The sequence below is a fragment of the Bradyrhizobium sp. CCGUVB23 genome (genome assembly GCF_024199885.1).
In the GTDB taxonomy this organism is placed as follows: domain Bacteria; phylum Pseudomonadota; class Alphaproteobacteria; order Rhizobiales; family Xanthobacteraceae; genus Bradyrhizobium.
This window is the reverse complement of record NZ_JANADQ010000001.1, coordinates 6,607,680-6,632,393: the sequence shown is the minus strand read 5'-3', so window position 1 is coordinate 6,632,393 and position 24,714 is coordinate 6,607,680. Positions and strand designations below refer to the sequence as shown.

At 64.3% G+C, this 24,714-nt stretch carries 23 protein-coding genes; 5 read left to right on the top strand and 18 right to left on the bottom strand.

The window, feature by feature from the left end:
- Positions 1-117: 117 nt before the first annotated feature.
- From NLN62_RS30670 to NLN62_RS30650, 5 genes are all read right to left on the bottom strand, one after another.
- A complete protein-coding gene (locus NLN62_RS30670) occupies positions 118-1,077 on the bottom strand; it encodes an ABC transporter permease (protein WP_027524505.1) in 960 nt (319 codons plus the stop codon).
- Positions 1,074-2,186 (bottom strand): ABC transporter permease, encoded by a 1,113-nt coding sequence (locus tag NLN62_RS30665; RefSeq protein WP_027524504.1) that lies wholly within the window; start codon positions 2,184-2,186, stop codon positions 1,074-1,076. The genes NLN62_RS30670 and NLN62_RS30665 overlap by 4 nt, the downstream gene beginning before the upstream one ends.
- Positions 2,179-3,726, bottom strand: a complete 1,548-nt coding sequence (locus tag NLN62_RS30660) for a sugar ABC transporter ATP-binding protein (protein WP_027524503.1) — start codon at positions 3,724-3,726, stop codon at positions 2,179-2,181. The genes NLN62_RS30665 and NLN62_RS30660 overlap by 8 nt, the downstream gene beginning before the upstream one ends.
- A gap of 65 nt (positions 3,727-3,791) precedes the next feature.
- Positions 3,792-4,922 carry a sugar ABC transporter substrate-binding protein gene (locus NLN62_RS30655; protein WP_027524502.1) on the bottom strand — a complete coding sequence of 377 codons (1,131 nt, stop codon included), beginning with the start codon at positions 4,920-4,922 and terminating at the stop codon, positions 3,792-3,794.
- Positions 4,923-5,262: 340 nt separating this feature from the next.
- A complete protein-coding gene (locus NLN62_RS30650; protein WP_027524501.1) occupies positions 5,263-5,847 on the bottom strand; it encodes a LysE family translocator in 585 nt (194 codons plus the stop codon).
- Positions 5,848-6,016: 169 nt separating this feature from the next.
- On the opposite strand from NLN62_RS30650, the gene NLN62_RS30645 reads away from it, so the two are divergent.
- Positions 6,017-7,327, top strand: coding sequence for an ABC transporter substrate-binding protein (locus NLN62_RS30645; RefSeq protein WP_254111306.1), 1,311 nt, complete (start codon positions 6,017-6,019; stop codon positions 7,325-7,327).
- A gap of 224 nt (positions 7,328-7,551) precedes the next feature.
- Here NLN62_RS30645 and NLN62_RS30640 read toward each other — a convergent pair whose 3' ends face one another.
- The 10 genes from NLN62_RS30640 to NLN62_RS30595 all read right to left on the bottom strand — a co-directional run bounded on the left by NLN62_RS30640 (position 7,552) and on the right by NLN62_RS30595 (position 16,794).
- Positions 7,552-8,721, bottom strand: coding sequence for a Gfo/Idh/MocA family protein (locus tag NLN62_RS30640; protein ID WP_254111305.1), 1,170 nt, complete (start codon positions 8,719-8,721; stop codon positions 7,552-7,554).
- A 59-nt stretch (positions 8,722-8,780) separates the two neighbouring features.
- A complete protein-coding gene (locus tag NLN62_RS30635; protein ID WP_254111304.1) occupies positions 8,781-9,080 on the bottom strand; it encodes a septal ring lytic transglycosylase RlpA family protein in 300 nt (99 codons plus the stop codon).
- Positions 9,081-9,189: 109 nt separating this feature from the next.
- The gene (locus NLN62_RS30630; RefSeq protein WP_254111303.1) at positions 9,190-10,035 is read right to left on the bottom strand and encodes a CmcJ/NvfI family oxidoreductase; all 846 of its coding nucleotides are present in this window, start codon (positions 10,033-10,035) and stop codon (positions 9,190-9,192) included.
- A gap of 327 nt (positions 10,036-10,362) precedes the next feature.
- On the bottom strand, positions 10,363-11,301 hold the full coding sequence (locus tag NLN62_RS30625; protein ID WP_027524496.1) for an ABC transporter substrate-binding protein: 939 nt from the start codon (positions 11,299-11,301) through the stop codon (positions 10,363-10,365).
- Complete coding sequence (locus NLN62_RS30620; protein WP_254111302.1) at positions 11,298-12,398, bottom strand: LLM class flavin-dependent oxidoreductase; 1,101 nt, start codon at positions 12,396-12,398, stop codon at positions 11,298-11,300. The genes NLN62_RS30625 and NLN62_RS30620 overlap by 4 nt, the downstream gene beginning before the upstream one ends.
- Positions 12,399-12,419: 21 nt before the next feature.
- On the bottom strand, positions 12,420-13,604 hold the full coding sequence (locus NLN62_RS30615; protein ID WP_254111301.1) for an acyl-CoA dehydrogenase family protein: 1,185 nt from the start codon (positions 13,602-13,604) through the stop codon (positions 12,420-12,422).
- On the bottom strand, positions 13,598-14,389 hold the full coding sequence (locus NLN62_RS30610) for an ABC transporter ATP-binding protein (protein WP_254111300.1): 792 nt from the start codon (positions 14,387-14,389) through the stop codon (positions 13,598-13,600). The genes NLN62_RS30615 and NLN62_RS30610 overlap by 7 nt, the downstream gene beginning before the upstream one ends.
- Positions 14,383-15,396, bottom strand: coding sequence for an ABC transporter permease (locus tag NLN62_RS30605; protein WP_027524492.1), 1,014 nt, complete (start codon positions 15,394-15,396; stop codon positions 14,383-14,385). Before NLN62_RS30605 ends, NLN62_RS30610 begins: the two co-directional genes overlap by 7 nt.
- Positions 15,374-16,477, bottom strand: a complete 1,104-nt coding sequence (locus NLN62_RS30600; RefSeq protein WP_254111299.1) for an ABC transporter substrate-binding protein — start codon at positions 16,475-16,477, stop codon at positions 15,374-15,376. Before NLN62_RS30600 ends, NLN62_RS30605 begins: the two co-directional genes overlap by 23 nt.
- A gap of 113 nt (positions 16,478-16,590) precedes the next feature.
- Positions 16,591-16,794 (bottom strand): hypothetical protein, encoded by a 204-nt coding sequence (locus tag NLN62_RS30595; protein ID WP_254111298.1) that lies wholly within the window; start codon positions 16,792-16,794, stop codon positions 16,591-16,593.
- Between the two features lie 168 nt (positions 16,795-16,962).
- Between NLN62_RS30595 and NLN62_RS30590 the strand changes: the two genes are divergently transcribed.
- The 3 genes from NLN62_RS30590 (at position 16,963) to NLN62_RS30580 (ending at position 19,847) form a co-directional block, all read left to right on the top strand.
- A complete protein-coding gene (locus tag NLN62_RS30590) occupies positions 16,963-17,949 on the top strand; it encodes an ABC transporter substrate-binding protein (RefSeq protein ID WP_254111297.1) in 987 nt (328 codons plus the stop codon).
- Between the two features lie 265 nt (positions 17,950-18,214).
- Positions 18,215-18,601 carry a hypothetical protein gene (locus tag NLN62_RS30585; RefSeq protein ID WP_254111296.1) on the top strand — a complete coding sequence of 129 codons (387 nt, stop codon included), beginning with the start codon at positions 18,215-18,217 and terminating at the stop codon, positions 18,599-18,601.
- A 154-nt stretch (positions 18,602-18,755) separates the two neighbouring features.
- Positions 18,756-19,847 (top strand): catalase family protein, encoded by a 1,092-nt coding sequence (locus NLN62_RS30580; protein WP_027524489.1) that lies wholly within the window; start codon positions 18,756-18,758, stop codon positions 19,845-19,847.
- Here NLN62_RS30580 and NLN62_RS30575 read toward each other — a convergent pair.
- Positions 19,828-22,914 (bottom strand): AAA family ATPase, encoded by a 3,087-nt coding sequence (locus tag NLN62_RS30575; RefSeq protein ID WP_254111295.1) that lies wholly within the window; start codon positions 22,912-22,914, stop codon positions 19,828-19,830. The two genes, NLN62_RS30580 and NLN62_RS30575, sit on opposite strands and share 20 nt — an antisense overlap.
- Positions 22,915-23,108: 194 nt before the next feature.
- Here NLN62_RS30575 and NLN62_RS30570 point away from each other — a divergent pair, with 194 nt between their 5' ends.
- Complete coding sequence (locus tag NLN62_RS30570) at positions 23,109-23,270, top strand: hypothetical protein (protein ID WP_254111294.1); 162 nt, start codon at positions 23,109-23,111, stop codon at positions 23,268-23,270.
- Positions 23,271-23,374: 104 nt separating this feature from the next.
- Here the strand turns inward: NLN62_RS30570 and NLN62_RS30565 are convergent, their stop codons facing one another.
- Both NLN62_RS30565 and NLN62_RS30560 read right to left on the bottom strand, forming a co-directional pair.
- Positions 23,375-23,821, bottom strand: a complete 447-nt coding sequence (locus NLN62_RS30565; protein ID WP_027524488.1) for a hypothetical protein — start codon at positions 23,819-23,821, stop codon at positions 23,375-23,377.
- A gap of 228 nt (positions 23,822-24,049) precedes the next feature.
- Entirely contained in the window at positions 24,050-24,496 is a 447-nt protein-coding gene (locus NLN62_RS30560) for a hypothetical protein (protein ID WP_254111293.1), read from the bottom strand.
- Positions 24,497-24,714: the final 218 nt, after the last annotated feature.

Here is a 24,714-nt window from a genome sequence, read left to right as displayed (position 1 = left end):
ACACGTCGGGCAAATCAGGGGCATGATGCTATCATCGGGCGGTGGGATGGTCAGACCCCTGACAGGCACAATCTGACCACCTAACCTATCAAGCTCTAGGGAACGGACTGAGATTCGTCAGCTCGTGACGCGTTCGCCGCGACCATAGACCAGCAGCATGAAGATGATGACGAGGCCGTAGATCACCTGGCGGCCGGCCTCGGGCATGTCCATGATCGAGAGCACGCTGTTGAGCAGCACGATCAGCACGACGCCTATCAGCGTGCCGAGATAGCGGCCGCGGCCGCCCAAAATGTTGGTGCCACCGATCACCACCGCCGCGATCGACGGCAATAGATAGGCGTCTCCCATGCCCTGATAGGCCTTTGTGGAATAGCCGGCGAGCAGCACGCCCGCGAGCGCGGCCGCGACACCACAGATGACGAAGCAGATCACGGTGACGCGGCGCGTGTCGACGCCGGCGAGATACGCGGCCGCTTCCTTGTTGCCGATGGCATAGATGTAACGGCCGAGCGCGGTGCGCTGGAGCATGACGGCGACCAGCACGGACACCGCGGCCCAGACGAACAAGGCGTTGGGAATGCCCAGCGTACGGTCGGCGGCGAGCGTCCGCATCAAATCGGTGGCGGCCGTCTGCGGCGCGTAGCCGCCGGTATGGGCAACCATCAGGCCGCGCATCACCGCGTTGACGCCGAGGGTGAAGATCATCGAGGGCACGCGCAAGTACGCGACACCGATGCCGTTGACGAGCCCGACCAGAAGCCCGATGCCGAGCCCGACGGGAATCGCGAGCGGTCCGCCGATCGACGTCGCCATCATCGCGGCGGCGGCGAGCGTCCACGGCACCGAAAGGTCAATCTGGGCGATCAGGATCACGACCATCATGCCGGCCGCGACGATACCGAGGAAGGCGCCGATCTGGAGCTGCTGCAACAGATAGGTCGGCGACAGCAGTGGCGCGCTGCCGAAACGGGCGAATGTATAAACGGTGCCCGCGACCAGGATGACGAGGATGAACAGCGCCGCAATCAGGATCGGGCGATCGTCGCGCGAGAGGCTGAGAGAGGCCGATGTCATCGGAAGAGCTCCAGCGTGTTCCTGACGCGCAAGACGCCGAGCGCGCCGATGCTGACCGCTGCCAGCAGGATCAGGCCCTCGAACAGCGGTTGCAGCAGGGGCGCGATGTCGAAGATGCGGAAGAAGAAGGAGATCACGCGCAGGATCATGGCCCCGAAGATCGAGCCGATCGCGCTGCCGGTGCCGCCGAGCAGCGACGTTCCGCCGATCACGACGGAGGCGATGGAGTTGAGCGTATAGGCGCCGGCCTGCGGAATGTCGGCATTGCCCGAGGAGGTCTGGATGGCGAGAAAAAGTCCGCCGCAACCGGCGAAAAAGCCCGCGAGCGTGAAGGCCGCGATCTTGGCGCGGTCAACGGGCAGTCCCGACATATAGGCCGCGCCTTCGGCCGAGCCGACCGCATAAACGGCGCGGCCGAGAACGGAGCGGCGGAACGGCACCCAGACGAGGAGCGCGATCAGGACCAGCAGCACGAAGGGCACCGGAATCCAGGCTACCGGCGCGAACCAGCCTGCCGCACCATCGTCGAAGATGTGCACGGTCGCAGCGAAATCGCCGAGCGAATTGGTCAGCGCCCAGTTGAGATCCTCGTCGATCTTGCCACCCGGCGTCGGCCGCAGGAACAGCGCGATGCCGATATAGACCGCGCCGGTCGCGAGCGTGGCGATGATCGGCTGGATGCGTCCATAGACGACGACACAGCCGTTGACGAAGCCGGCCAGTGCGCCGATGGCAAGGCACACGACGATCCCGAGCAGGATGCCGCTGATGTCGCCGGGAAAGGTGCCCAGGAAAAGATGCAGGCCGAAGAGATCGAGATGCAGCGGCGTGCCGCCCGCCGTGCCCGTGAGCAGATAGCTCGCAAAGCATCCCACCATGGTCATGACGGCGCCGACCGAGAGATCGAGCCCCGACGCCAGCACTGGAACGGTCTGGGCCATGGCCAGCATGGCCAGCGCAAAGATCTCGTCGCCGTTCTGCACCAGAACGGCCGAGGAGAAGCCCTTGGGATGCGCGAGGTTGTAGAGGACGTAGAGGACGCAGAACAACAGGACAGCGGTGACGATGCCGACGTTCTGGCGGACGCGAATGGCCACATCGTCAAGCATGGACGGCCCCAGTGCCGGCCGGCGCTGCAGCATCGATGTTCAGCGCGCTCGCGATGATATTGGTCTCGGTGAGCTCGCTGCCTTCGAGCTCGCGCACGATACGGCCGTCATACATGATCGCCACCCTGTCGCAACAGCCGATCAATTCGTCATAGTCGGTCGAGTAGAACAGGATGGCGGCGCCCTGGTCGGCGAGCTCGCGCATCAGCCGGTAGAGCTCCTGCTTGGTGCCGACGTCGATGCCGCGCGTGGGATCGTTGAGCAGGATGATTCGCGGCTCGGTCATCAGCCATTTGGCGAGCACCACCTTCTGCTGGTTGCCGCCCGAAAGCGTCGAGACCGCATCGCCGGGCGCGCCGATCTTGATCTGCAGCCGCGCAATGGCGCGCTGAACGGCTTCGCTCTCCTTGGCACGGTCGACCAGAGGTCCGGTCGAGATCGCGTCGAGCGAGGCGACCACCAGATTGTCGGCGATCGACATCGGCAGCATCAGGCCTTCCGTCTTGCGGTCCTCGGGTACCAGCGCAATGCCGGCCGACTTCGCAGCGGCCGGGGAGCCCGGCCGGACCTCGCGATCTTCGACCGTGACGCGCCCGGAGATGCCGCGCAGCACTCCAAAAAGCGCGAGCAGGAGGGACTTCTGGCCCTGGCCGTCGAGGCCGCCGAGACCAACGATCTCGCCGGCGCCGACGCGAAGCGAGATGCGGTCGAGACGACCTTCCCAAGACAAATTGTCGAGCGCCAGCATCGGCTTCACCGAGGTGCGGGCCGGCTTGGCAGGGTATTGAGCCGCGATGTCGCGACCGATCATGAGCTGAACGATCTCTGCGGTCGAGCGCCTACCCCTGTCGAAGGTTTCGATATGGCGTCCGTTGCGGAACACGGAGGCGCGGTCGGCGAGCGCCTCGACCTCGTGCATGCGGTGCGAGATATAGAGAATGGCGACGCCCTCGGACTTGAGCCGCGCCAGCATGGCGTAGACCTTCTCCACGTCGGCGCTGGTGAGAGCCGAGGTCGCTTCGTCCAGGATCAAGAGCTGCGGCTTCTTGCCGAGCGCCTTGGCGATCTCGACGATCTGGCGGCGCGACAGCGGCAGGTCGCGAACGCGCATCAGCGGATTGACGTCTTCGCACCCGATCTCGGCCAGCAGCTCCTCGGCGCGGCGGCGTTGCGCCCGCGCATCGATCAGGCCGAACCGGCGCGGTGGCGAGGCGATCGAGATGTTGTCCGCGACCGAGAGGTCGGGCATCAGCGACAGCTCCTGGAAGATGCAGACCACACGGGCGGCATTGGCGGCCGAGGGCGTCGCGAAGCTCACGTCACGCCCGGCGAGCCGCATGCGGCCGCTGTCGGGCTGCACCACGCCGGCGATGATCTTGATCAGCGTCGATTTGCCGGCGCCGTTCTCGCCCAGCACGGCGTGGATCTTGCCGCGTTCACAGGCGAAGTCGACGCCCTCGAGCGCCCGCACGCCGGCGTAGCGTTTGGAAATGCCGGACAGCTCGAGAAAGGCTTCCTGCGTCAGGACCGCATCCGACATGGCACGTTCTCACGCAACGGCGGCCCGGCCAAGGCCGGGCCGCAAGCAATACATCTCCAGCTCCGTCACTGGGTATTCTTTTCGCTTTGCGACATGATCTCCGGCGCGGTGAAATTCACGCCGCAGGGCGTGAACTGGTTTGGCGCGAAGAAGTTCGCGTTGAGGTCCGGCCAGTAGTTGGTGCCGGGCTTGAGATCCTTGTAGGTCGCGACCGGAATCGGGATCGAGATCAGCTGCGGCATGGGATTGCCCTGGAGCGCCGAGATCGCCGCCTTCATGGCGATGGCGACCAGCGCCGGCGACTGACCGTAGGACATACCCTTGAGGCCGTCCTTGGCGTGATCGGCGATCTGCTTGCGGTACTCGTTCTCGCCCTCGCCCGACATCGGCACGAAGGGATGCTTGGCCGACATCATCGCCTGCACGGTGCCGTCGGAGCCGCCTTGCGTGAACACCCCGTCGAAATGACCGTGGACCGCAAGCGCGTCTGCGGTCACCTTCTGCGAGGTGCCGGTATCCCAATTGCCAACCACTTCGGTGATCTTGAAGCTGTTGCCGGGCGCTTCCATCACCTCGCGGAAGCCGATATGGCGGTCGCGATCGACCGAATTGCCGGGCAGGCCGCGGACCTCCAGGATGTCGCCGGACTTCTTGCCGCTTTCATCCATGATCCATTTCGCCGACATGCGGCCCATCTCCTTCTGGTCCTCGTTGACCATCATCACCTTGTCGGTGTCGAGGATGTTGTCGAAGGGAACGACCACCACGTTGTTCTTGTCGGCGAGACGGATGATGCGATCAAAACCGTCGGGCGCCACCGCGATGGTGACGATGCCGTCGAAGCCTTGATTGATGAAGTCCTCCATCGCGCCGAGTTGCGCTGCAACATCGGTACCGGTGGAGACCACCTTGAACTCCTTGATGTTCTCCTTGATGCCGGGCTGCTCGGCGAAGGCCTTCGCCGTCTTCACCATCTGGATGCGCCAGGTGTTGCCGACGAAGCCGTTGACGAGGGCAATCTTGTAAGGCCCCGGCTTCTTATCCCACTGGAAGAACTTGGTCTGGCTGGACCAAGGCTTGAAACATCCGGGATCGGCGCCCGGACCGGACACCACCTTGGGGCCTGCCAAAGCACTGACCGGGGATAGCAGGAGACCGGCGCAAGCCAGCCCTGCAAGACGATGCGTCCATTCCATGTCCCTTCTCCTTGAGCGTTTTGCGTTCCAACCCTTAAAACTGGCTCGATGGCCATGCCGGGAATTGGGCTTCCCATGCAATTTGCCTCGTTAGGATGGCATGCAATCCGCGATGCGCACAAGCCGAAGGCCCATCGTCGCCCTCGGCTGGCGCCGAACAAGCCAGCAGAAATCCATCACAAAAACGGGAGGCAATGCGACTTCCCACAGCGCGTGCGCGCACGCACCGACGATGGAGCAAAAGAATGATACTCAGGGGAAAATGCGCGCGGCGCCGCCGGCATGCTGATCGGCCATGTCCGCCTGCCTCGATCAGGTCAGGCGGGGCTGCGTAACGGCCTTAAGCGATCCCGAGGGAGTGCGTGCCGATCATGCCGGCGAGAATGACCTGTGCAATCGCGCTGAGCTTGTAGACGAGAGCGGGACGCCCGATCCCGTCAAACCCGCAGCCGAGCGAGACGCCGAGCGCAATCCAGGCCGAGCCGATCGTGGCGATCTGGGCCGCGAGCAAGGCGAGTCGTGGCATGAGATCGCAAGCGCCGACCTCGAACGGCAGCAGGGCGGATGCAAAGATGATCGCCTTCGGATTGAGCAGGGTCGTGATCAGCACGCGCTGAAACGTCACCGGCGCATGGCTGCCGAAGTCGCTGGCGCCGTGACGCCACAGCAGCACGGCAAGATGGACAAGGTAGAGCGCGACCACGACGCGCAATGCGGTGCCGACCATCGGCACCGCGATCATCAGCGGGGCCAGCAGCGCGCGCAGGATAAGGATCGCCAGCAGGTAACCCGCGAGTTCGGCTGCCAACAGATGAAGCGAGCGCGACCAGCCGACCGACGCACCGGAGGTGGCTAGCAGCGTATTGGTCGGGCCGGGAATTGCCAGCAGCGAGGCTGCGGCAGCGACGAAGGGGACGACATCCATGATGTCTTGTTAGTCGGGCTGGCGAACAGGCGCCTTGATCTCGATCATGGCCGCGGGCATGTCCGAATTGCCTAGTGCGGCGCATGTTGACTTTCCACCATCCCCTCCAAATACTTGGCAAAAACAGGCATAGAGCCGGTCTCAACCGAAGGTTCGAAGGGAGGATAGGATGCCGACTTCACGCAGGACACTGCTGAAGACCTCGGCGGCTGCCGCCGCCGCACTCAGCCTCGATTGGACACGCGCCCAGGCACAAGCTGAAACTTTGCGCATCGGTGTGATCTACGATCTGACCGGCCCGTTTGCGGCGGGCGGCTCGGTCGCTTCCTCGATCGGCGCACAGATCGCGATCGACCTCGTCAACGAGAAGGGCGGCATCGGCGGCAAGACCAAGATCGTGCCTGTTGCCGCGGACTCGCAGAGCAAGCCCGACGTCGCAATCAACGAAGCCGAGCGGCTGATCAACCAGGAGAAGGTGGACATCATCAACGGCGTCTATGCGAGCTCGCACGCCGTTCCGCTCTCCGCCAAGGTCGAGCAACAGAAGAAGATCCTCTGGATCACGACCGCGGTCTCGACCGCCGTATTCAAGGACAAGAACCTGCAATACGTTTTCCGCGCGCAGATCCACTCCGACCAGTACGGCCAGGCCTTCGCGGGCTTCCTCGCCGAGCATGCGAAAGCCAAGCTCGGCATGGATCCGAAGGACGTCAAGGTCGCGCTGATTCACGAGGACGGCCCCTATGGGGTGGGCGTGGCCGCCGCCGACGAAACCTATGCCAAGGAGGCTGGAGTTCAGGTGGCGCTGAAAGAGGGGTATTCGGCCTCCGCGCCCGATCTCTCGGTACTCGTCACCAAGATCAAGCGCGCCAAGGCCGACGTCATCTCGCATGCCGGATACAACCCCGACATCACGCTGTTTCTGCGCCAGGCGCGCGAGAGCGGGCTGCGCTTCAAGATGCTGTTCGGCGCCGGCGCCGGCTACAGCCAGCTCGACAAGCTGCGCACGACGTTTGGCGCCGACATCGACAATTTCTGCAACATCGATCCGGTGCCGGCACAGCTGCTCGATCCGTCGAAGCTCGCCCCCGGCATGGGCGATCTCATCAAGACCATGGTTTCGCGCTACCAGGCGAAGACCGGCGCGACCGACGTGCCGCCGCACTGCTCGATGGGCTTCAACCAGACCTGGGTGCTGCTCAACAACGTGCTGCCGGTGGCGAAGGAGAAATACGGCAGCTTCGAACCCGATGCGATCCGCAAGGCCGCGCTTGATGTCGACATCCCCGCGGGCGGCACCATCCAGGGCTACGGCGTAAAGTTCTTCCCGCCGGGCACGCCGCTCTCCGGCCAGAACGAGCGCTCGACGCCGGTCGTGATGCAAAATGCCGGCGAGCACATCTCGGTGGTGTGGCCGACGAACATCCGGACCCAGGATCCGGTGTTTCCGCTGCCGAAGGGATCGACGTACGGGGCGTAGGACGCGTTTACGAACGTTAAGCTGGCGCTGACTCTTCCCCTCTCCCCTTGCGGGAGAGGGTGGCTCGCCGCTTCAGCGGCGAGACGGGTGAGGGGTTCTCTCCGCGAACACCTCTCTCAGTTGGACTCGCGGATAGACCCCCTCATCCGGCGCTTCGCGCCACCTTCTCCCACAAGGGGAGAAGGGATAGCAGCATGCGCGGCTGCTTCACCCAGAAGAAAGCTCTATAACACCACCCGCCTGCCCTCGTCCGCTGCCCAGTAACCGGCGTAGTTCACCTTGATCGTCTCATAGGCCAGCGCGAGATCGGAGAGCGGTTGTCGTCCGGTCGCCACGCACTCCATGAAATCCTGGATCTCCTGCAAATAGCCGCGCGTCCATTCCTCTTCGAGGCAGACATATTGCCAGCCGGTTTTGCGGTCGACCTTTTCAGTGATGTAGACCGAGGCGAGCTTCTCCTCGCTGGTCTGGTAGCTCATCAAATGCGTGTTCGGCGTGATGTTGGCGAACAGCGAGCCGCCGCTGGTGTAGGTCTCGATCAGGTTGCGCACGCCGCCCATGATCATGTCGCCGGAAAACACCGTGGCCTTGGTACCGTCGGAGAAGGTGATGGTGAGCGTGCCCCAATCCTCGACATCGACCGGGTTGGCCTTGATGTAGGTGCGCTCCTCCGGCTTGAGACCGGCGGTGACGTTGCCGACATCGCAGGTGACGCTCGCGACTCGAATCTCCTCGCCACGCGCTTTCGCCTCGACCTGCTTCAGGTACAGCACGGCCGACAGCGGGTGGCAGCCCATGCGGATCAGCGAGCCGCCGCCGGTCATCGCCCATTGCGCGGCGTGCGCGGCATGCGAGCCGGAATGGCTCTCCTCGCCTTTCATGAACAGGATCTTGTCCTTCGTCGCCCTGATGATTTCGGCGGTCTTGGTCACAGCCGGCGCATAGACCCAATCCTCGGCATACATGAAGAGCTTGCCGGTCCGCTGTATCGCATCGCGTGTAGTTGCCATCTCCTCCAGCACACGCTCGTACATCAACGCCTTCGGCACGTGCCTGCCGATCGGCTGCTCATCGCCCTCGCGGCCGAAATAGCCGGCGAACGGCTTCTCGCAGATCACGTGCTTGCCCGCCTGCATGGCCGCAATGATCATCGTCGCATGCAGATTGGGCGGCGTGCAGATGTCGACGACGTCAATATCGGCGTCGGCGATCAGGTCGGAAAAGCTGCGATAGCTGCGCGCGATCTGATGGCGGCGGGCGAACTCCACGACATGGTCGCCGCGCGCGGCCACCGCCGCAACCTCGACATCGACGCCATAGACGCGCCGAAACGCATACATGTGCAACTCCGAAACGAAGCCGCATCCCACGAGCCCCACCCTGATCTTCGCCATTGCGCCCCCCTCGACATTGGTTGGGCGGCATTATAGCGAGCTTGCGGGCAGACGCATGCCTATTGCACGGAAACCCGCACCACGCCCGCGCTCATCATGCCGAGCGCGCGAGCGGCAGGGACGGATAGATCAACGATGCGGCCACGGATGAACGGACCGCGATCGTTGACGCGGCATTGGATAGAGCGCCCGCCATAGGACACCGTGAGCACGGTGCCGAACGGCCGCGTCCGATGGGCACACGTCATCTCGCCGCTCCTGGCGGCTTTTCCGTATCCGTAATATGAGGCTAGTCCGCTCTCTGCGTCGGCTGGCGAGGAAAAGGCAAACAAGAAAAGCACGGCGATGAGCGCGCGCATGGCGTCCCCCACCTAAGGTGACCCCGCCTCCGGCGCCAACAACGCGAGCTCGTCGACAAAGTTCCTGAAGCCAGTGCCGAGCGTGGCCCGGCACTGCCATCACACATTGTTACGGTTTGTGAAACACCAGTGTCCGCAGTTCGATGCTTTCGCGTGGGGGTGCATCGGCCGGCGTGGTCGGATCGACAAAGGCGGTATGCGGCCCGAAGCGGGTGCGGCCGTCGGTTGCGGAATCATAGCACTTCAGCAGCAGCGCTTCGTCCGGTGTCATCTCCGGGAAATAGAACCAGCGATGGTTCGGATTGTACTTCACCGAATAGGTCTCGCCGCGGCGGTTGGGATAGATCAGGTCGGAGGCGACGAGATCGCCGGGCGCAACCGTCGTACCGTCGGCCATTGCGAGCGGAGAATCGCGCAAGGGACCGCGGATCGGTCGCCAGAGATTGATGACTTGCACACGACCCTTGAGAAGCTCCTCGGCCTCATCAGGCAAATGCTCGCGGACGCGGTTGGCGCCCGAGGCAACAGTCTGGTCGACATGCACGCGCGTTGCGGGCTGGCGCGGACCTGCGCCGCGGATGTCGGCCGCGCCATCGACGCGCCTGCGCACGGTGTGATCGAAGATGACGACGCGCTCGGCCTTCAACGTTGCGCGGAGAAAAGCTTCGACGGCGGGGTAGTAGACCGCCCTCACCTCCTCGTCGTTGTAAAAATCCCTCACGCGCGTCGGATGGCGCACCAGCGCAAAGCCTTCGCGGTCGAGCGAGAAGTTTTCCGCGATCAGACGCCCGTCGAAGATCGGGACCTGGTGCGGCTCGGGCAATGAGGTGGTCTTTGGCTCGCCCGGCGGCGGATCAAACGCGTAGGTGCGCGGTTTGCCCGACGTGGGTGCGAGATAGTTGAGCTCGGCTGTGACGAAGGGAAGCGATTCGATTTTTGTTTGTTGCAGGCCCATGGCCGGTCTCCCGATGTGGTCGTCTGGTTGATTTTTGACGGGAGGTAGCGTGCGGCAAGAGGCACGGTGCAAATAGCAATGCGGCTGTTACCGGGAATGGAGAACGCAGGAGGAATATTTCGACAATGGCGGCCGAGAGGGAAACCTCGTTCTCATCTCACGAATGCTTGAGTATTTGTGAGGTCTCGTGCCCCGGATGCAGCGCATCACGCAGTGGTGCGCTGCTAAGCCGGGGCCCATGTTGCCGAGAGCGCTCTATGCGGCGTAGGTCCCGGCTCTGCGGCGCAGCGCTGCGCGCTGCACCGCGTCCGGGACACGAGCAACAGCCTACAATCCCGCTTTTGCGATCCCGCCCGAGAAGGAGCGATCGACGATGTCCACGGCGTCGAGCTTCTGCTTGATGAGACCCCAGCGGAAATAGAGATCGATCGTAGCCTGCTCGTCCGTGATCACGCTGTCGTCGATCGGCGCGATGCGCATTTTTGCGCGTGAGAGCCAGTTGAGCGGCACCGCGGCCGGGATGTTCATCAGCTTGCCCCAGGTCTCGGCATAGCTGTTCACATTGTTGATCGACCAGACGCGCGCGGCGGTGAGGCGCCGGACGAAATCGGTCAACTCGGCGCGCTTGTCGCGGATCGCCTCGGGCCGCGCCACCTGGAAGCTGAGACCCGGCGTCAGGCCTTCGGAGGTGATGATGCGGCGCGACTTGAACAGCACCTGCTCCTGGCTGATATAGGGCTCCCAGGTCGACCACGCGTCGACCGAGCCTTGCGTATAGGCGATCTTGGCGTCGGAGGGCGCGAGGAAGGTGATCTGCACGTCGGTCGCGCTCCAGCCGTTCTTCTCCAAAGCCGCCAGAATGAGCTGATGGCCGATGGAGCCGCGGCCGGTTGCGATCTTCTTGCCGCGCAGATCGTCAAAGCTCTTGATCGGCGAGTTCTCCGGCACGAGGATCGCGAGACTTTCGCCGGTCTGGCGGATCGCGGCGATCGCCTTCACCGGCACGCCGGAGGCGGCGGCGAAGGTGAAGGGCGCGTCGCCCACGAGGCCGGTTTCGATCGCGCCGGCGCTGAGCGCCTCGAGCAGCGGCGCGGCTGCCGGAAATTCCTTCCACTCGATCTTGTACGGTACGTCGTTGAGCTGCCCGGCCGCCTCCATCACGGCGCGTGCATTGCCCTTCTGATCACCGACGCGCAGGGTTGTCTGCGCCCCTGCGAGGTCAAACGAACCGAACAGCAGCGCGCCGGCGAGCATCAGCCTGATCATTCGGCGGCCTCACCGCGAGCGACCTGGCGCTTGGCAATCAGCTCGCGCGTCAGCGGGATCAGCTCGCGGCCATATTCGATGGCGTCGATCAGCGGATCGAAGCCGCGGATCAGGAAGTGCGAGATGCCGAGGTCGTAGTAGTCGCCGAAGGCTTCGGCGACCTGCTCGGGCGTGCCGACCAGCGCGGTCGTGTTGCTGTTGGCGCCCGTCAGCTTTGCGATCTCGGTCCACAGGCGCTTGTCGATGCGGCTGCCCTGGTCTGCGAGCGCGAGCAGGCGGCGCGCGCCGGCGGTGGCATGGCCGTCGGCCGGCTTGCGGTAGCCGGTCTTGTCCTGAAGCGCTGCGGCGCGCGCCAAAATCGCTTCGGCCTTTTCCCAGGCCTGCTTCTCGGTCGGCGCGATGATCGGCCGGACCGAGAGGCTGAAGCGCGGCGTCGACCGCCCCTGCCTGACCGCTGCGTTATGCACGCGCGAGGTGACGTCGCGCACCTGAGCGTAGGACTCGCCCCAGAGGGCGAAGGTGTCGGCGTGCTTGCCGGCGACGTCGATCGCTGCATCCGATGCGCCGCCGAAATAGATGCGAATGCCCTCGGGGTGGAAGGGCTTCACCTGCGAAAAGCCGTTCTCGACCTGGTAGTACTTGCCATTGTAGGTGAATGGCTTGTCGCTGGTCCATTCCAGCCTGACGATGTCGAGGAATTCGGACGTGCGGGCGTAACGCTCGTCCTTGTCGTCGAGCGTGTTGCCGTCCTGCCGAAGCTCGGTCGCATTGCCGCCGGTGATGACGTGCAGCGCGACGCGGCCGCGCGAGAACTGATCGAGCGCCGCGAACTGCCGTGCCAGCAGCGTCGGTGCGGTGAACCCGGGACGCTGCGCGATCAGCACGTTGAGGCGGTCCGTGACATTCAGCACGTGCTGAGCTACCTGGAGAGCGTCCGGGCTCGTCGAATGGAACGCGAGCAGCGCGCGATCGAAACCGGCGTTTTCATGCGCCTTGGCGACCGCCTCGATATGGGTGGGGTTCAGGACCGGCCCCTCACGGACGATGGTCTCGGACGAATTGTTGTTGCTGATGAAGCCGATGAACTCGATCGACATTGATCGTCTCCTCTATGATTTTCAAAGTCCCAGCGCAGTGCGGCCAAGGCCAATGCGCGTCGAATCGTCCTGCGGTGTGTGCACGCGACCGCACAGCACGTCGCGGTAGTGCCTCTCCAGCGGATTGCTGCGGCTAAGCCCGTGATTGCCGGTGAGCGACAGCGCGTCCTCGACCACGGCGACCGAGTTGTTGGTCACGGTGAGCTTGATCGCGTTGGATTCGGCAGCCGACAGCGCGACACCGTCATCGAAGTCGCCGGCGAACGAACCGATCAGCCGGGCATTGACGGCAAGCCGTGCCTCGATGGCGCCGAGAACCTCCTGGGCGCGGGGAAGCGTCGCAAGCGGCGCACCGAGGCTGGAGGGCACACGCGTCTTCAGGAAATCGATCAGCCAGTCGCGCGCGGCGCGCGCGATAGCGTCATAGATCGCGGCGATGAAGACGGTATGGGTTGTCGCCTGCGTGGCATCGAGCCCGCGCCACTCCGCTGGTTTGCGGACATCGACCTCGTAGTCGAGTGGGAATACGACGTCGTCGAATATGACGTCGTGGCTACCGCTCGCGCGGAGACCATGATGATCCCAGGTCTCGACAATGCGTGTGCCCGGCAGGCCTGCCGGCACCAGGAACTGCCCGACGCGTGGCTCCGCCTCGTCGGTCCTCGCCCAGACCAGGTACCATTTCAGGATCGGCACACCGGTCGAATAGATCTTGTGACCTGATAGGCGCCAGCCGGTCTCAGTCCGCCGCGCGACCGTTGCAGGCAGGCCACCACGCGCGGGCGAGCCGAGTTCCGGCTCGACACGCAGCGCATTGACCAGCGCCAGGCTCTCGACCGCCTCGCGCGCAAGCTTGCGCGACAAGCGGGCGGACCAGGTCGGGCTTCGTGCCATCACCAGATGATTGATGTAGTGCATCGAGAGCACGAGCGCGGTGGTCGGATCAGCTTTGGCGATGATGCCGATGATCCGCGTCGCGTAGCGCACGCCCGCACCAGCGCCACCAAGCGCGGCGGGCACTGTCAGGGACAACAGGCCTGCTTCCGACAGCTCCTTGAAGTTCTCGAAGGGAAAGCTGGCCGCGCGATCGTGCTCGGCGGCACGCTCGGCGAAGACCGCGGCGAGGCCCTGCGCACGCTCGATGTAGTCCGGCTCGCTTTGTGCGGTGCGGCTTCTCGCCGCCGAGTTGCCCTGTGATGTCACCATGTGGCGTCGAGCCCCAACAAGCCGAGGATTTGGCGGCGCAGATCCGCGAGATAGGGATCGCCGCGGTGGCGCGGATAGGGTCGGTCGACGCGTATGTCGGCTTTGACGCGCGCCGGTCGTTCGCTGAACACGATGACGCGATTGGCCAGCACCAGCGCCTCCTCGGCGTCGTGGGTCACCAGCAGCGTCGTAAAGCCTTTGCGTTGCCGCAGCGAGACAAGCTCGGCTTGCATCGTGATGCGCGTGAGCGAATCGAGCTTGCCGAGCGGCTCGTCGAGGATCAGGATTTTTGGATCGTTGACGAGCGCACGCGCCAGCGCAACGCGCTGCGCCATGCCGCCGGAGAGCTGGTGCGGATAGGCGTTGCGGAACGCCGATAGCCCGACGAGATCGAGCGCGGCGTCGACGCGCGGACGCTGGCTTTTCAGGATGCCCTGGGCCTCAAGGCCGAGCGCAACGTTGTCCCAGACCGTCCGCCAGGGAAACAGCGTTGGATCCTGGAACACCACCACGCGCGAGGGATGCGGGTGCGTGATACGGCTCTCGTCCTCGCGCAAGGCACCCGCCAGCGGCTTCTCCAGGCCCGCGACCAGCCGCAGCAGCGTGGACTTGCCGCAGCCGGACGGACCGAGCAGCGCGACGAACTCGCCGGGTTCGACGGCGATGCTGACGTCGCTGAGCACCGGAAGCTCGGTGCCCTCGATGTCGAAGGCGTGGCTGACCTGCTCGATGTCGAGCGCGGCACCGGCGGCGGGATAAGCGATGACCTCGGCAGTCGCTACCATTTGACGGTCCCCTTCTGCCAGACCAGGAGGCGATCGCGGATCGCAAACAACAGCGTGATTGCACTGGAGCAGAGCAGCGACATCACGATCAGCGCCGCATACATGTTGGCGTAGGCCGCCCAGCCCTGCGCCCATTGCAGGTACCAGCCGAGCCCCGCCTTGACGCCGATCATCTCGGCGATGACAAGTACGGCAAAGGACGCGCCGAGCCCCATGAACAGGCCGACAAAGACGTGCGGCAGTGCTGCAGGGATCGCGACCTTCAGCACCAGGAAGGACGGCTTTGCACCTAACGTGCGCGCGACGTCGTAATAGGCGCTGCCGACGCTCGCGACGCCCGACCATGTCAGCACGGTGACGGGAAAACCGGTCGCAAGCGCAATCAGGAAGGTCGAGGCGCTCCAGCTCGACGGGAAGGTGAAGAAGGCAATCGGCAACCAGGCCGTCGCGGGCACTGGACCAATGAAGCGCAGCACCGGATGCACCCAATATCCGACCGCGCGCGACCAGCCGATTGAAACGCCGGTGAGGAAGCCGATGGCCGCCCCAATGAGATAGCCGCCGAGCAGGAGCCGGATCGAGGCAAAGACGCTGTCGAGCAGCTTTGGCAGATCGTCGGTATAGACCTCTACGATCGCCTGCGGCGGCGGGAAAAACGGCAGCGGCAGCCAGGCGAATTTTGCAGTCGCGACCTCCCACAACGTCAGGATCAGGCCGAGCGCCAGCAGCCAGGGCGCGCGGTTGCGCAATGCGCGTCCGGCCGAACCGAGATAATCGGCACCGACCGTCCCGAATAGCGCGAAGGCCGCGATGATGAAGGCGGCGATCCCGAGCGAATGGGTCCGCGACCAATCGCCGACGTCGTCCCAGAGCAGGCAGGACGAGCCGAACGCGATCCAGGCGAGGCTCGCCGCAACACCCGACCCGGACTCCTTCAGCCAGCCGGCAAGCGCAAGCTCGCGCGGCGCGGCCGACGGCAGGCCGTCAGACAGCGAATACGTCGACATAGATGCGCTCCGCGAATTTGGAGGTATCCGTGCTCGGCTTGAATACCGAGACACTCTTCAAATCGTCCGCATAGGCCTTGAGCTCGCGCTTCAGCACCTCGCCGACCGGATGATGATGGTGGGTGTGGTAGCGCACCATGCCTTCGAGGTCGGCAAGCGTCGCCGCCTTCGGCGCGTAGGGCTGGAACGACTTTGCCGCCCTTTCCGGGTTCTGCGACGAGAACATCGCAGCATCCAGCAGTGCCTGCGTGATGGCGCGCGCGACCTGCGGCTCGGCGCGCACCAGGCTGCCGCGCAGGCCAAGGATGCAGCAGCTCTTGTCGCGATATTCACCGTCGAGATTGGAGGCAACCTCCTTGTACTGACTGTCCTTCAGCCAGAGATAGGCGAGCGGATCGGACGACAGGAACGCCTGCACCTCACCCTTCTGGACCGCGACATCCAGCAGGTTGCCGGGATAAGCGCGCCAGTCGACGTCCTTGAGCGGATCGATGCCGAGCTTTGCGAGCTGGATCGAGAAGAAATTCTTGTCGGGGCCGCCGAGATCGCCCACGGCAACGATCTTGCCCTTGAGATCCGCAAGCTTGTTAACGCCGGAATCCGCGCGCGACAGCACGCGCATGCAGCCGCCATGGGTACCGGCCGCGATCTTGACGTCAAAGCCCTGCTCCAGCGGCTTCAACCAACGCAGCGCCATGCCAAGACCCGCGTCGCTCTTGCCCGTCGCGATCGCCTCCAGGAGCTGATCGGTCGAGCCGGAATAGTTGACGAGCTCGACATCGAGATTCTGCTTCTGGAAGAAGCCGTGCTCGATGGCCACGGGGACCGGCGCGAGGCAGACGGCGCCCGCGTTCCACGACAGTTTCAGCTTGCGCGGCGCGCCCGTGAGCGCGGGCGCATCAGAAGCTGTCTGGCACAGCGGAAACTGCGAGAAATCGATCGCCGGCGCGATCGCGCGCGGTGCAAAGGCCTGCGCACCGAGTGCGCCGAGCGGCGCGGCGAACGCTGCCGCCAGGCCCGCCTGGAGCAGATGGCGCCGATCGAAACCCGAACTGCCGCGCTTGCCCTCGTTATTGCTCATCTGCACCTCATTGCCCCAAAGCTCCGCCGCCCACGCAACGCGTCGCGTTGCGCATGTTCCGTGCGGAGCTGCGTTAAGAGAAGGATATCCTCGAGGCGAGATCCCTCGCCTCTTCATTGCGGTGCGCAAATGATGCGGCGCGTCGGCCGCATCGTCAATGAAATGGAATTTCGAATGTTGCGAGCAGCGCAGACATTCTCTCCACCAGCGCGCGCATCGACGACGAAAGGATTTTTCGAGTTCGTTACGATCTCGTCGTGCTCGCGGAGCACGTGAAAACTCCATCGCCTGCACAATCTTCCGCGCAGATCGGGCATCGCGCACATCGCCTTCTCGCGGACGCTCGTTCAATGAAACGTCCTTCTGGCAAGCGCGCGCAATTCGGTTGGCCGTTTCATTGACTGCGGCCTCTCCGATCATAGACTTGATCATCCCACTGCATCGTCGCTCACGCCACGTGAGCCAGGAAGAACAAGAAGCATCACATGAACATCAACTCCGACTCCCACGATCACTCCCTCACGCGCAGGCTTGCAGCATCACTGATCGCCGCCGCCATTACCCTATCGACGGCTGCCGCATCGCTCGCGGCCGACACGATCGTGCTGCGCGTCGGCGACCAGAAAGGCGGCAACCGTTCGCTGCTGGACATCTCCGGCCTGGCCAAGGACCTGCCCTATAAAATCGAATGGTCGGAATTCCCCGCGGCGGCGCCCATTCTCGAAGCGCTCAACGCCGGCGCGCTTGACGTCGGCTACACCGGCGATCTCTCTTTCCTGTCGGTCTATGCCGCGGGCGCGCCGATCAAGGCGATCGGCGGCACCAAATCGGACGCGAAGACGCAAGCCATCCTCGTGCGGCAGGATTCACCGATCAGGTCGGCCGCCGACCTCAAAGGCAAGCGCCTCGCCGGCACCCGCGGCGGCTGGGGCCAGTTCCTGATCGATGCGACGCTTGAGAAGGCGCAGATCAAGCTCGACGACGCAACGTTCGCGCCGCTCGGCCCGGTCGACGCCAAGATCGCGCTCGTCGCCGGCTCGATCGATGCCTGGGCGGTGTGGGAGCCGTATGTCTCGTTCGCGACACTGAAGGACAAGGCGCGCGTGATCGCCGACGGCGAAGGATTGACGCCGACCATCACCTTCATCGTCGCCTCCGACAGCGCCATCGCCAGCAAGCGCGCCGCTGTGCAGGATTTCTTGCAGCGCCTCAGCAGGGCGCGGCTATGGTCGCTCGATCATCTCGGCGACTATGCGAAGAGCACTGCCGAACTGACCAAACTGCCGGAGGACGTACTGCTCAGCGCCTACACCGCGCAGCGCACCAGCCCGATCGTGATTGACGAGAACGTGGTGAAGGAGGTGCAGGAAGCCTCCGACCGCGCCACCCGCTACGGCATCCTGCCGAAGAAGCTCGACGTCAGCCAGGCCGTCGACCGCAGCTTCACGGCGGCCGCGGCGGGATCGAACTGAGGGAGCCCGGCGATGAGCGGTCCGTCCCTCAAGGCCGGACCGCTTCACCTCGCGGCGATCGTGCTGGTGCACCTCGCCTGCATGGCGGCGATAGTCTGGTTCTCGCTGTGAGGGCGGCCACGCTTAAGAGAAAGATGAGAAGAAGATAAGGCGCGTTTAAGGACTCCGCTGTTGCCTCCGCCGTAGCATCGCCTCCGGTGATGTCCATGCCTCCTCCGCATCAATCGGGAGATCGCGTGGCGCCTTATTTCAGGAGGATTTGATCATGACCATTTCAGCACGCGCACCTTCTCCCTCGCGATCGGACAACAACACTGTCCGGAGTCGCTATCGGATCGCTGCCCTCTATGCCTTCCTGACGGCCTGCGTCTCCTCGGCCAGCCCGGCCATGGCTGCGATGGAATGCGCCTCCGGCTATGTGTGGCGGGTCGCCGTTCCGAGCGACCTCGTCTGCGTCACGCCGGAGTCCAGAAGCGTCGTCGCAAGCGAGAACGCAAGGGCCGCTAGCCGGCATCTGCCCGGCAGCGACACGTGCCAGTCGGGATATGTCTGGCGCGAGGCGTATTACGGCGACAAGGTCTGCACGACGCCTGAGCGCCGCAGCGAAGTTCGCCAGGAGAACATCGTCGCATCGCGGCGCGTCGCGCAATAGAAGCGACTGAAAGCCGCGACGGAAGGGGGCGTCAGAGCAACCGGAATTCGTGTTCCGGTTGCTCGCGCGACGGGCACGCGTCTACAATGGAACTCGCCCAGCGGCCGCCACCATTCGCAAAGGGCAGGCGACCCGCGGGCTGGAGATCAGCACCATGTCAGCCGATCAATATCTGCGCTACGATCCCTCTGTCGAACAACCGGGTCCCGAAGAGGCCGATGCCGTTCGGGACATCGTCGCCTCAATCGAGCGGACCAGCGACGCCACTTTCAAGCGATTTCACCATGGTATCCGCCAGCAACACGCCAAAGGCGTCGGCTTCCTGCGCGGCGAGCTGACCGTCTACGACAATCTGCCGGCGCATTTGCGCCAGGGCCTGTTCGCAAAGCCCGCCCGCTATCCGATCATCGTCCGGCTCTCCACCGCTTTCGGGCTCAAGAGCGATCGTGTTCGCGCGCCCCGCGGCATGGCAATCAAGGTTTTGGGCGTGTCCGGCGACAAGGCGCTGGCGGATGACACTTCAACCAACCAGGATTTCCTTCTCGTCAATCACCCGAGCTACATGGCCGATGCCAAGGCTTATTTGGCAGCCCAGCGCAACGTCGAGCTCAACCTGAACACCCCCGACATCGGATTCAGGATCGTGGGCTTCGTCTCCCGCATCGCCATCACGGTTTCGAACGCAACCGGCGCCTCGATTCCAATGCTTGCGAAGGCGCTTGGCGACCCCGGCAACAACATCCTCGGCGAAACCTTTCACACCGAGGGCACGCTCCGCTTCGGCGACTATATCGCAAGGATCCGGGCGGTGCCGATCTCGGATGCCGTGCGCAAGCTCACGGGTCAGCCCAGCCATGACGGCGACGAAATCGTGCGGGACTCGGTCACAGAGTTCTTTCAAAAGAATTTTGCGGAGTATGAACTGCGCGCCCAGCTCTGCACCGACCTGAAACGCACGCCGGTCGAAGATTCCTCGATCGACTGGCCAGAGGGTGTCGCGGTACCGCAGCCGCTGGGCAAGATCACCCTTCCCTCGCAGGCCGCCAATACCTCCACCCGCCGCGACTACGCCAACGACGTCCTGTCGTTCGATCCCTGGCGTTGCCTGGCCGATCATCAGCCGCTCGGCTCGATCATGCGGCTGCGCAGGGATGCCTATCGCGCATCTCGCGAGCGCCGGCACAAGCAGAACGGACCGATCCCGTCCCCCGGAGAACCGCAAGATATCAGCGAGTTTCCCGATTGACGTCGAGCCGGCGGACGCAAGTGTCCGCTGCACCGACGACCTCGCTGCGGTCGAAGAATGACAGCGAGCGCAGCGGATCGTCAGGCGCGAGCGAACACGCAAGCGAATTCACGACCCTGTTCAAGTGCCGCCTCCAGTTCGCCGCCTTCCGTGCCTCTCCACGGCTGGCGTAAAACTCCGCGAGCGCGGCATAGACCCGCCATGCCGCGTAGGGTAGCCCGGCATGGTGAACGGTCGAGGCGGCCTCGGACAGGTGCCGCCTGGCGATCTCCGCATCGCCGCTCAGCAGCGCAATTCTCGCCATCACCTCCTGGCACAGCGCGAGGAACGGCCGATCGGGCGCCGCGCTCGTCACCTCGTGAAACCGGCTGGCTGCCGCCTTTGCCCGGTCGAGGTCGCCGGCCCCGATCCAGTACTCGCAGCAGTTCAGCAAATACTGCGGCATGACCAGCGATTCGATCGGCACACCGTCCACCTCCATCCGCCGCTCGATGGCATCGAGATGCTGGCGTGCCAGAGTGAAGTTGCGCATCCCGAGATGGGCCCGCACCAGCAAATTCCTGCCGAGAAAGAAGGTGAACGGGTTTACCTCGAGCATCGGGTTGGTGACTTCCTCCGCGTGTTTCGCCGCGATCTCATGGTCCTGCGCCGCGGCGTGGAGCCACCCGATCGTGAGCTGGCACAAAGCGCGTGCCTGCGGATTCGCGTTCCGGTCCGCGATGGCGAGCGCAGAGCGAACGCTCTGCTGCAGCGCCCCCCATTCGCCCATATAGAGGGACGCGAACGCTTCGACCGACTGGTAGAGCACGAAGAGGTAGACGTCGCCGAGCATGCGGGCGAGCTGCTTACCCCTGCTCGTCGCATCAATGCAGGCCGAATAGTTCGACCTCAGGAACTCGAGCACCATTTCCATGGAGCAGCGCCGCAGCCGCATGCTGAGGTCCTGCGCTTCCGAGATCAGTGCCGACGCCTGCGCCGAGAACTCGGCATCCTCGCGGCTCCAGCCGCGCAGCATCAGCTTCAGATTGGCGACGTTGCCCCTGACCAGGGCAGCGAATGCCGCGTCATCGATCGTCCGGCTCTTCGCCAGTGCCTGCTCGGCGAGGGGCAGACATCGTCGCCGATCGATATAGAGGCAGAACCTGCTGAGATCGACCAGCGCGTTCACCTCCTCCCGAACGAGGCCGTTCTCCGCTGCATGGGCCACGATCGCGCCGAGATCCTGCAGCGAGTTCAGGAAGTCGCCGCCGGCTCGCCAGGCCCAGGCGCGCTGCAGGAGCAGCTTCAGGCGCGTCGGCACCTGCACGTCCATCGGCAGATGCGGCACGAGATCCAGGGCACGTGTGAGGTAGTTTGCAGCCTCGCGCGTGCTGAATCGCCGCGCCGAGCCTTCGGCCGCCACGGTGAGATAGCGCGTTGCCTTTGCGAAATCGCGTCCCAGCTCGAAGTGACGCGCGAGCACTGAGGCAACCTCCGCCGCCTGCGATCCATAACCGGGCTCGAGACTGACACCGAGCCGCACGTGAGTATTCACGCGGCGCGCCGGCGCCAGCCGCTGGTACAGCATCTCCTGGTACAACGCGTGCTGGAACGCGTAGCGGCCCGACACCTCTCCACTCGGCCATTCGGTCGAGCCGGCTGCAACGATGATGCGGCCGGCACGCGCCAGCTCCTCGCACATCTGCTCCACGTCCAGCACGTTCCGATCGAGCGCGCCGGCAATGTGCAGCGCCGAGAACTCGGCCCCCGCCGCGCTTGCCACCTCGAGCAGGCTGCGCTCCTCGGCCGTGAGGTGATCGATCTGCCGCGCGATCATGCCCTGCAAATCGCGCGGCATGCTGTCATGCGAGGCAACCTCCTCGCGCTCCAGCCGCCACCCGCCGCTATCCTCGACGAGCACGCCCTGGGCAACGAGATGATCGAGGAGTGACGTCACGAACAAGGGCTGTCCCTCGGTCCGCGCGAAGACACGCTCGACCAGTTCACCGGCGAGTTCGGCCGAGTTGAAGCGCAGGGCAAGGTAGCGTTCGACGTCGCTCCCTGTCAGACGGTCGAGCGCAAGCTCGGTTGCATGTCCGTGGATATGGAGATCCTGGTGGACCGCCTTGACCGGATGTCCGCCGACCGCGACTTCCATCGGCCGATAGGTGGCGAGAACCAGGATCGCCGCCTTGCGGTCCCGTCGTGCCAGCCGCGACAGAACATCCACGGTGGCAAAGTCGCTCCAGTGCAGGTCCTCAAGGATGATGACCCATGGCCGTTTTGAGGCGAGGCTCTCCAGGAGATCAGCGAACTCACGCAGCATGCGTTCCCGCGTCGCGCCGAAAAGCTCGTGCTGGAAGGCAGCGCGATCACCTTCCCCAAGGAAGCTTGGCATCTGGGCGAGCCACGTCGGCGCGTGCTCGCGAATGGCAGTGAGCAGAGCGGCGCCTCCCGCGCCGCGGCACTGCTCGTTCAGGGCTTCGATCAACGGCAGGAAGGCCTCGTGGGTACCGAACAATTCGTTGCAGCCACAATGCAGCACGCAGAGGCCCTCACGCGTCATACGATCGAGAGCCATCTGGACGAGCGTCGTCTTGCCTATTCCGGCTTCGCCGGTGATGAAGACGACCTGACGCTGTCCGGCGCGGGCCTTCTGCAGCGCGGTGTCAAGCGTCTCGAGCGCCGTCGTGCGTCCGACACGCCATTGCCGCCTGCGGTCGACGACGTCCTCGAACGTCTCCTCCAGCCGTTCGATGACCGGCGATGATGCGGTGGTGACGGGAGCGATGAAGCGATAGCCGCGCCGCGTGACCGTCTCGATATAGCTGGGCGACTGCCTGTCATCACCGAGCGCCGCACGCAGCACATTGATAGCGACAGCGAGACTGGACTCGCTGACATGCAGATCCGACCAGACCGCGTCGAGCAGCTCTTCCTTGGTAACGAGCTCGCCGGGGTGCTTGATCAGGCAGCAGAGCACCTCGAACGGCTTCGGCGCCAGCACGACGCGCTCCGGTCCGCGCCACAGCAGCGCATTGGCGCGATCGAGCCGGAACTGGCCAAAGGCAAGCTCGTCTGTCCGCACGGCCGCAACCTCCGGGTGCCTTGCGAGCTTAAGAGAAAGCTCAGTCAAATGTAAGGACGGCTTAAGGACTCCAGCCGGTTCTCGGCGCTAGCGTCGCGACTGGCGATGTCGTGGACATCACCAGGAAGCATTTCATCACGCTGTCTTTTTCGATCAGGGGCAGTCGATGCCCAAATTTTGGCAGGGAGTTGACCATGCCACTTCCACCCCGCAGAGCTATTTTTTCAACCCGCGATTGCGAAGGCTGGTTCGTGTTCGTCTACGCGATCGCCTGCGTGCTTGCCGCCGTCTATTTTTCGTCGTCGGAGCCCATCGTCATCGACGCCGGCTTTGCGATCATCGCGCTTCTGCCGTGACCAACCACGGATAGCCCGCCCGTCACCGGCGCTCGCGCGAGCCAGCGCGAGCACCGAGCCTTGGCGGGGTCGACCGTCAGAACCGCCGACGCACGCTCGCGCGATTACCAATAGCCGCCATAGTAGGGGCGGTAGGCGCGATATGGCCGGTAATAGCCATAGCTGTCGCCGTAATAGGGTCGATACGGGCGGGCGTAATAGGGCGAATAGGCGTAGCCGGGTGCGTAGCCGTAGTAGGCTGGCGCGTAGCCACCGCCGTAGCCATAGGGGCCGCCGTAGTACGGATCGCCATAGTAGCCATAAGGCGCGCTGCTTGCGATGGCGCCACCGATAATGGCGCCGGCTGCAAGCGCTCCCAAGCCCCAGCCCCATCCGCCGCCACCGCGCCAGCCCCATCCGCCGCGCCAGTACACCTGCGTGACGTCGTCGGAGACCATGGCCTTCATCGTCGCCACGTTGGTCGGCATTGGTGCCGCCGCGGCCTGCTGCAGCTGACCGGCCATGACGGCACCGGCGAGTGAACAGGCTATTGCCGCTTTCCAGATACTCATCGCCTTGCTCCCTGTCTGACGTTTCGTTTGGAAGAAGGGTCGCACGCCGCATGATCTTGCATCTTTGCGCTGAATCAAAGCATCCGTTTGCGTGCACCGCACAAGGCATCCCGGCCGGTCGTCGCCTCCCGCCGCCTCAAACCTCGGAAAGCCGGCACGGATCCCAGCGGCTTCGCCGCGGGCGCTGAAATGCCGCAGGACGAAGGCCCGCGAGCCGCACCGAAGCGTCTACTTGGTCCTCACGCCTGGATCGCTCACCGATGCCAGGAGATCGCCTGCCTCGCGGCTGCCATGCGTAAACCAGCTCTGGCGCAGATCGACGTTTCTGAGCGTACCCGAGCCGAGCAGGCAGCCGGCCGCCGTCGGGACCACGACAAAATCATTGCCGAAGGCGAGCACGTCGATGCGATAGGTGGGCGTCCCGCCGTCAACGAGCTCCCAGTGGCCTTGCAGCAACTGCGCGTGGCGATTGCTCTTGGCGACGGCGATGCCGTTGTCCTTCAACGACAGGGTCCACGCCCCGTCAAAGGAGGCGGTCTCGGCGCAGGGCGAGAGGACCTGCCAGGCCTCGGCGCGATCGCGTTTCTGTACGGGGTGATCCGGGGTGCCGGTCAGGTAGGCCAGCCCGACTGAAAGCAGCCGCAGCAGGCCGAACATTTCGTTGGCGCAGGGCATCGAATAAATCCAAAAAATATGAAAGCGATCTGAAATAGCCATCAGCCTACCACCCTTTCGGGGCGATCGGGAAGACTCGGCAATCGAAAAAAGCGGAGCCGCGGGGCGGACCGCAACCGATGGCAACCAACAGACCACTTTCCGAATTGTTATCCGTGCAGCTAGAATTCTGCTTCGATACAGGCGCCACCGGCTTCCCGCGAGGGAAGTTTCGGGGC

Coding starts and splice junctions, on each gene's coding strand:
- NLN62_RS30650 (WP_027524501.1), bottom strand. CDS start 5,847: ATGGATGTCGTCCCCTTCGTCGCTGCCGCAGCCTCGCTGCTGGCAATT.
- NLN62_RS30560 (WP_254111293.1), bottom strand. CDS start 24,496: ATGCCCTGCGCCAACGAAATGTTCGGCCTGCTGCGGCTGCTTTCAGTC.
- NLN62_RS30585 (WP_254111296.1), top strand. CDS start 18,215: ATGACCATTTCAGCACGCGCACCTTCTCCCTCGCGATCGGACAACAAC.
- NLN62_RS30670 (WP_027524505.1), bottom strand. CDS start 1,077: ATGACATCGGCCTCTCTCAGCCTCTCGCGCGACGATCGCCCGATCCTG.
- NLN62_RS30580 (WP_027524489.1), top strand. CDS start 18,756: ATGTCAGCCGATCAATATCTGCGCTACGATCCCTCTGTCGAACAACCG.
- NLN62_RS30605 (WP_027524492.1), bottom strand. CDS start 15,396: ATGTCGACGTATTCGCTGTCTGACGGCCTGCCGTCGGCCGCGCCGCGC.
- NLN62_RS30655 (WP_027524502.1), bottom strand. CDS start 4,922: ATGGAATGGACGCATCGTCTTGCAGGGCTGGCTTGCGCCGGTCTCCTG.
- NLN62_RS30595 (WP_254111298.1), bottom strand. CDS start 16,794: ATGCCCGATCTGCGCGGAAGATTGTGCAGGCGATGGAGTTTTCACGTG.
- NLN62_RS30640 (WP_254111305.1), bottom strand. CDS start 8,721: ATGGCGAAGATCAGGGTGGGGCTCGTGGGATGCGGCTTCGTTTCGGAG.
- NLN62_RS30590 (WP_254111297.1), top strand. CDS start 16,963: ATGAACATCAACTCCGACTCCCACGATCACTCCCTCACGCGCAGGCTT.
- NLN62_RS30630 (WP_254111303.1), bottom strand. CDS start 10,035: ATGGGCCTGCAACAAACAAAAATCGAATCGCTTCCCTTCGTCACAGCC.
- NLN62_RS30600 (WP_254111299.1), bottom strand. CDS start 16,477: ATGAGCAATAACGAGGGCAAGCGCGGCAGTTCGGGTTTCGATCGGCGC.
- NLN62_RS30660 (WP_027524503.1), bottom strand. CDS start 3,726: ATGTCGGATGCGGTCCTGACGCAGGAAGCCTTTCTCGAGCTGTCCGGC.
- NLN62_RS30665 (WP_027524504.1), bottom strand. CDS start 2,186: ATGCTTGACGATGTGGCCATTCGCGTCCGCCAGAACGTCGGCATCGTC.
- NLN62_RS30570 (WP_254111294.1), top strand. CDS start 23,109: ATGCCACTTCCACCCCGCAGAGCTATTTTTTCAACCCGCGATTGCGAA.
- NLN62_RS30625 (WP_027524496.1), bottom strand. CDS start 11,301: ATGATCAGGCTGATGCTCGCCGGCGCGCTGCTGTTCGGTTCGTTTGAC.
- NLN62_RS30645 (WP_254111306.1), top strand. CDS start 6,017: ATGCCGACTTCACGCAGGACACTGCTGAAGACCTCGGCGGCTGCCGCC.
- NLN62_RS30620 (WP_254111302.1), bottom strand. CDS start 12,398: ATGTCGATCGAGTTCATCGGCTTCATCAGCAACAACAATTCGTCCGAG.
- NLN62_RS30635 (WP_254111304.1), bottom strand. CDS start 9,080: ATGCGCGCGCTCATCGCCGTGCTTTTCTTGTTTGCCTTTTCCTCGCCA.
- NLN62_RS30610 (WP_254111300.1), bottom strand. CDS start 14,389: ATGGTAGCGACTGCCGAGGTCATCGCTTATCCCGCCGCCGGTGCCGCG.
- NLN62_RS30565 (WP_027524488.1), bottom strand. CDS start 23,821: ATGAGTATCTGGAAAGCGGCAATAGCCTGTTCACTCGCCGGTGCCGTC.
- NLN62_RS30615 (WP_254111301.1), bottom strand. CDS start 13,604: ATGGTGACATCACAGGGCAACTCGGCGGCGAGAAGCCGCACCGCACAA.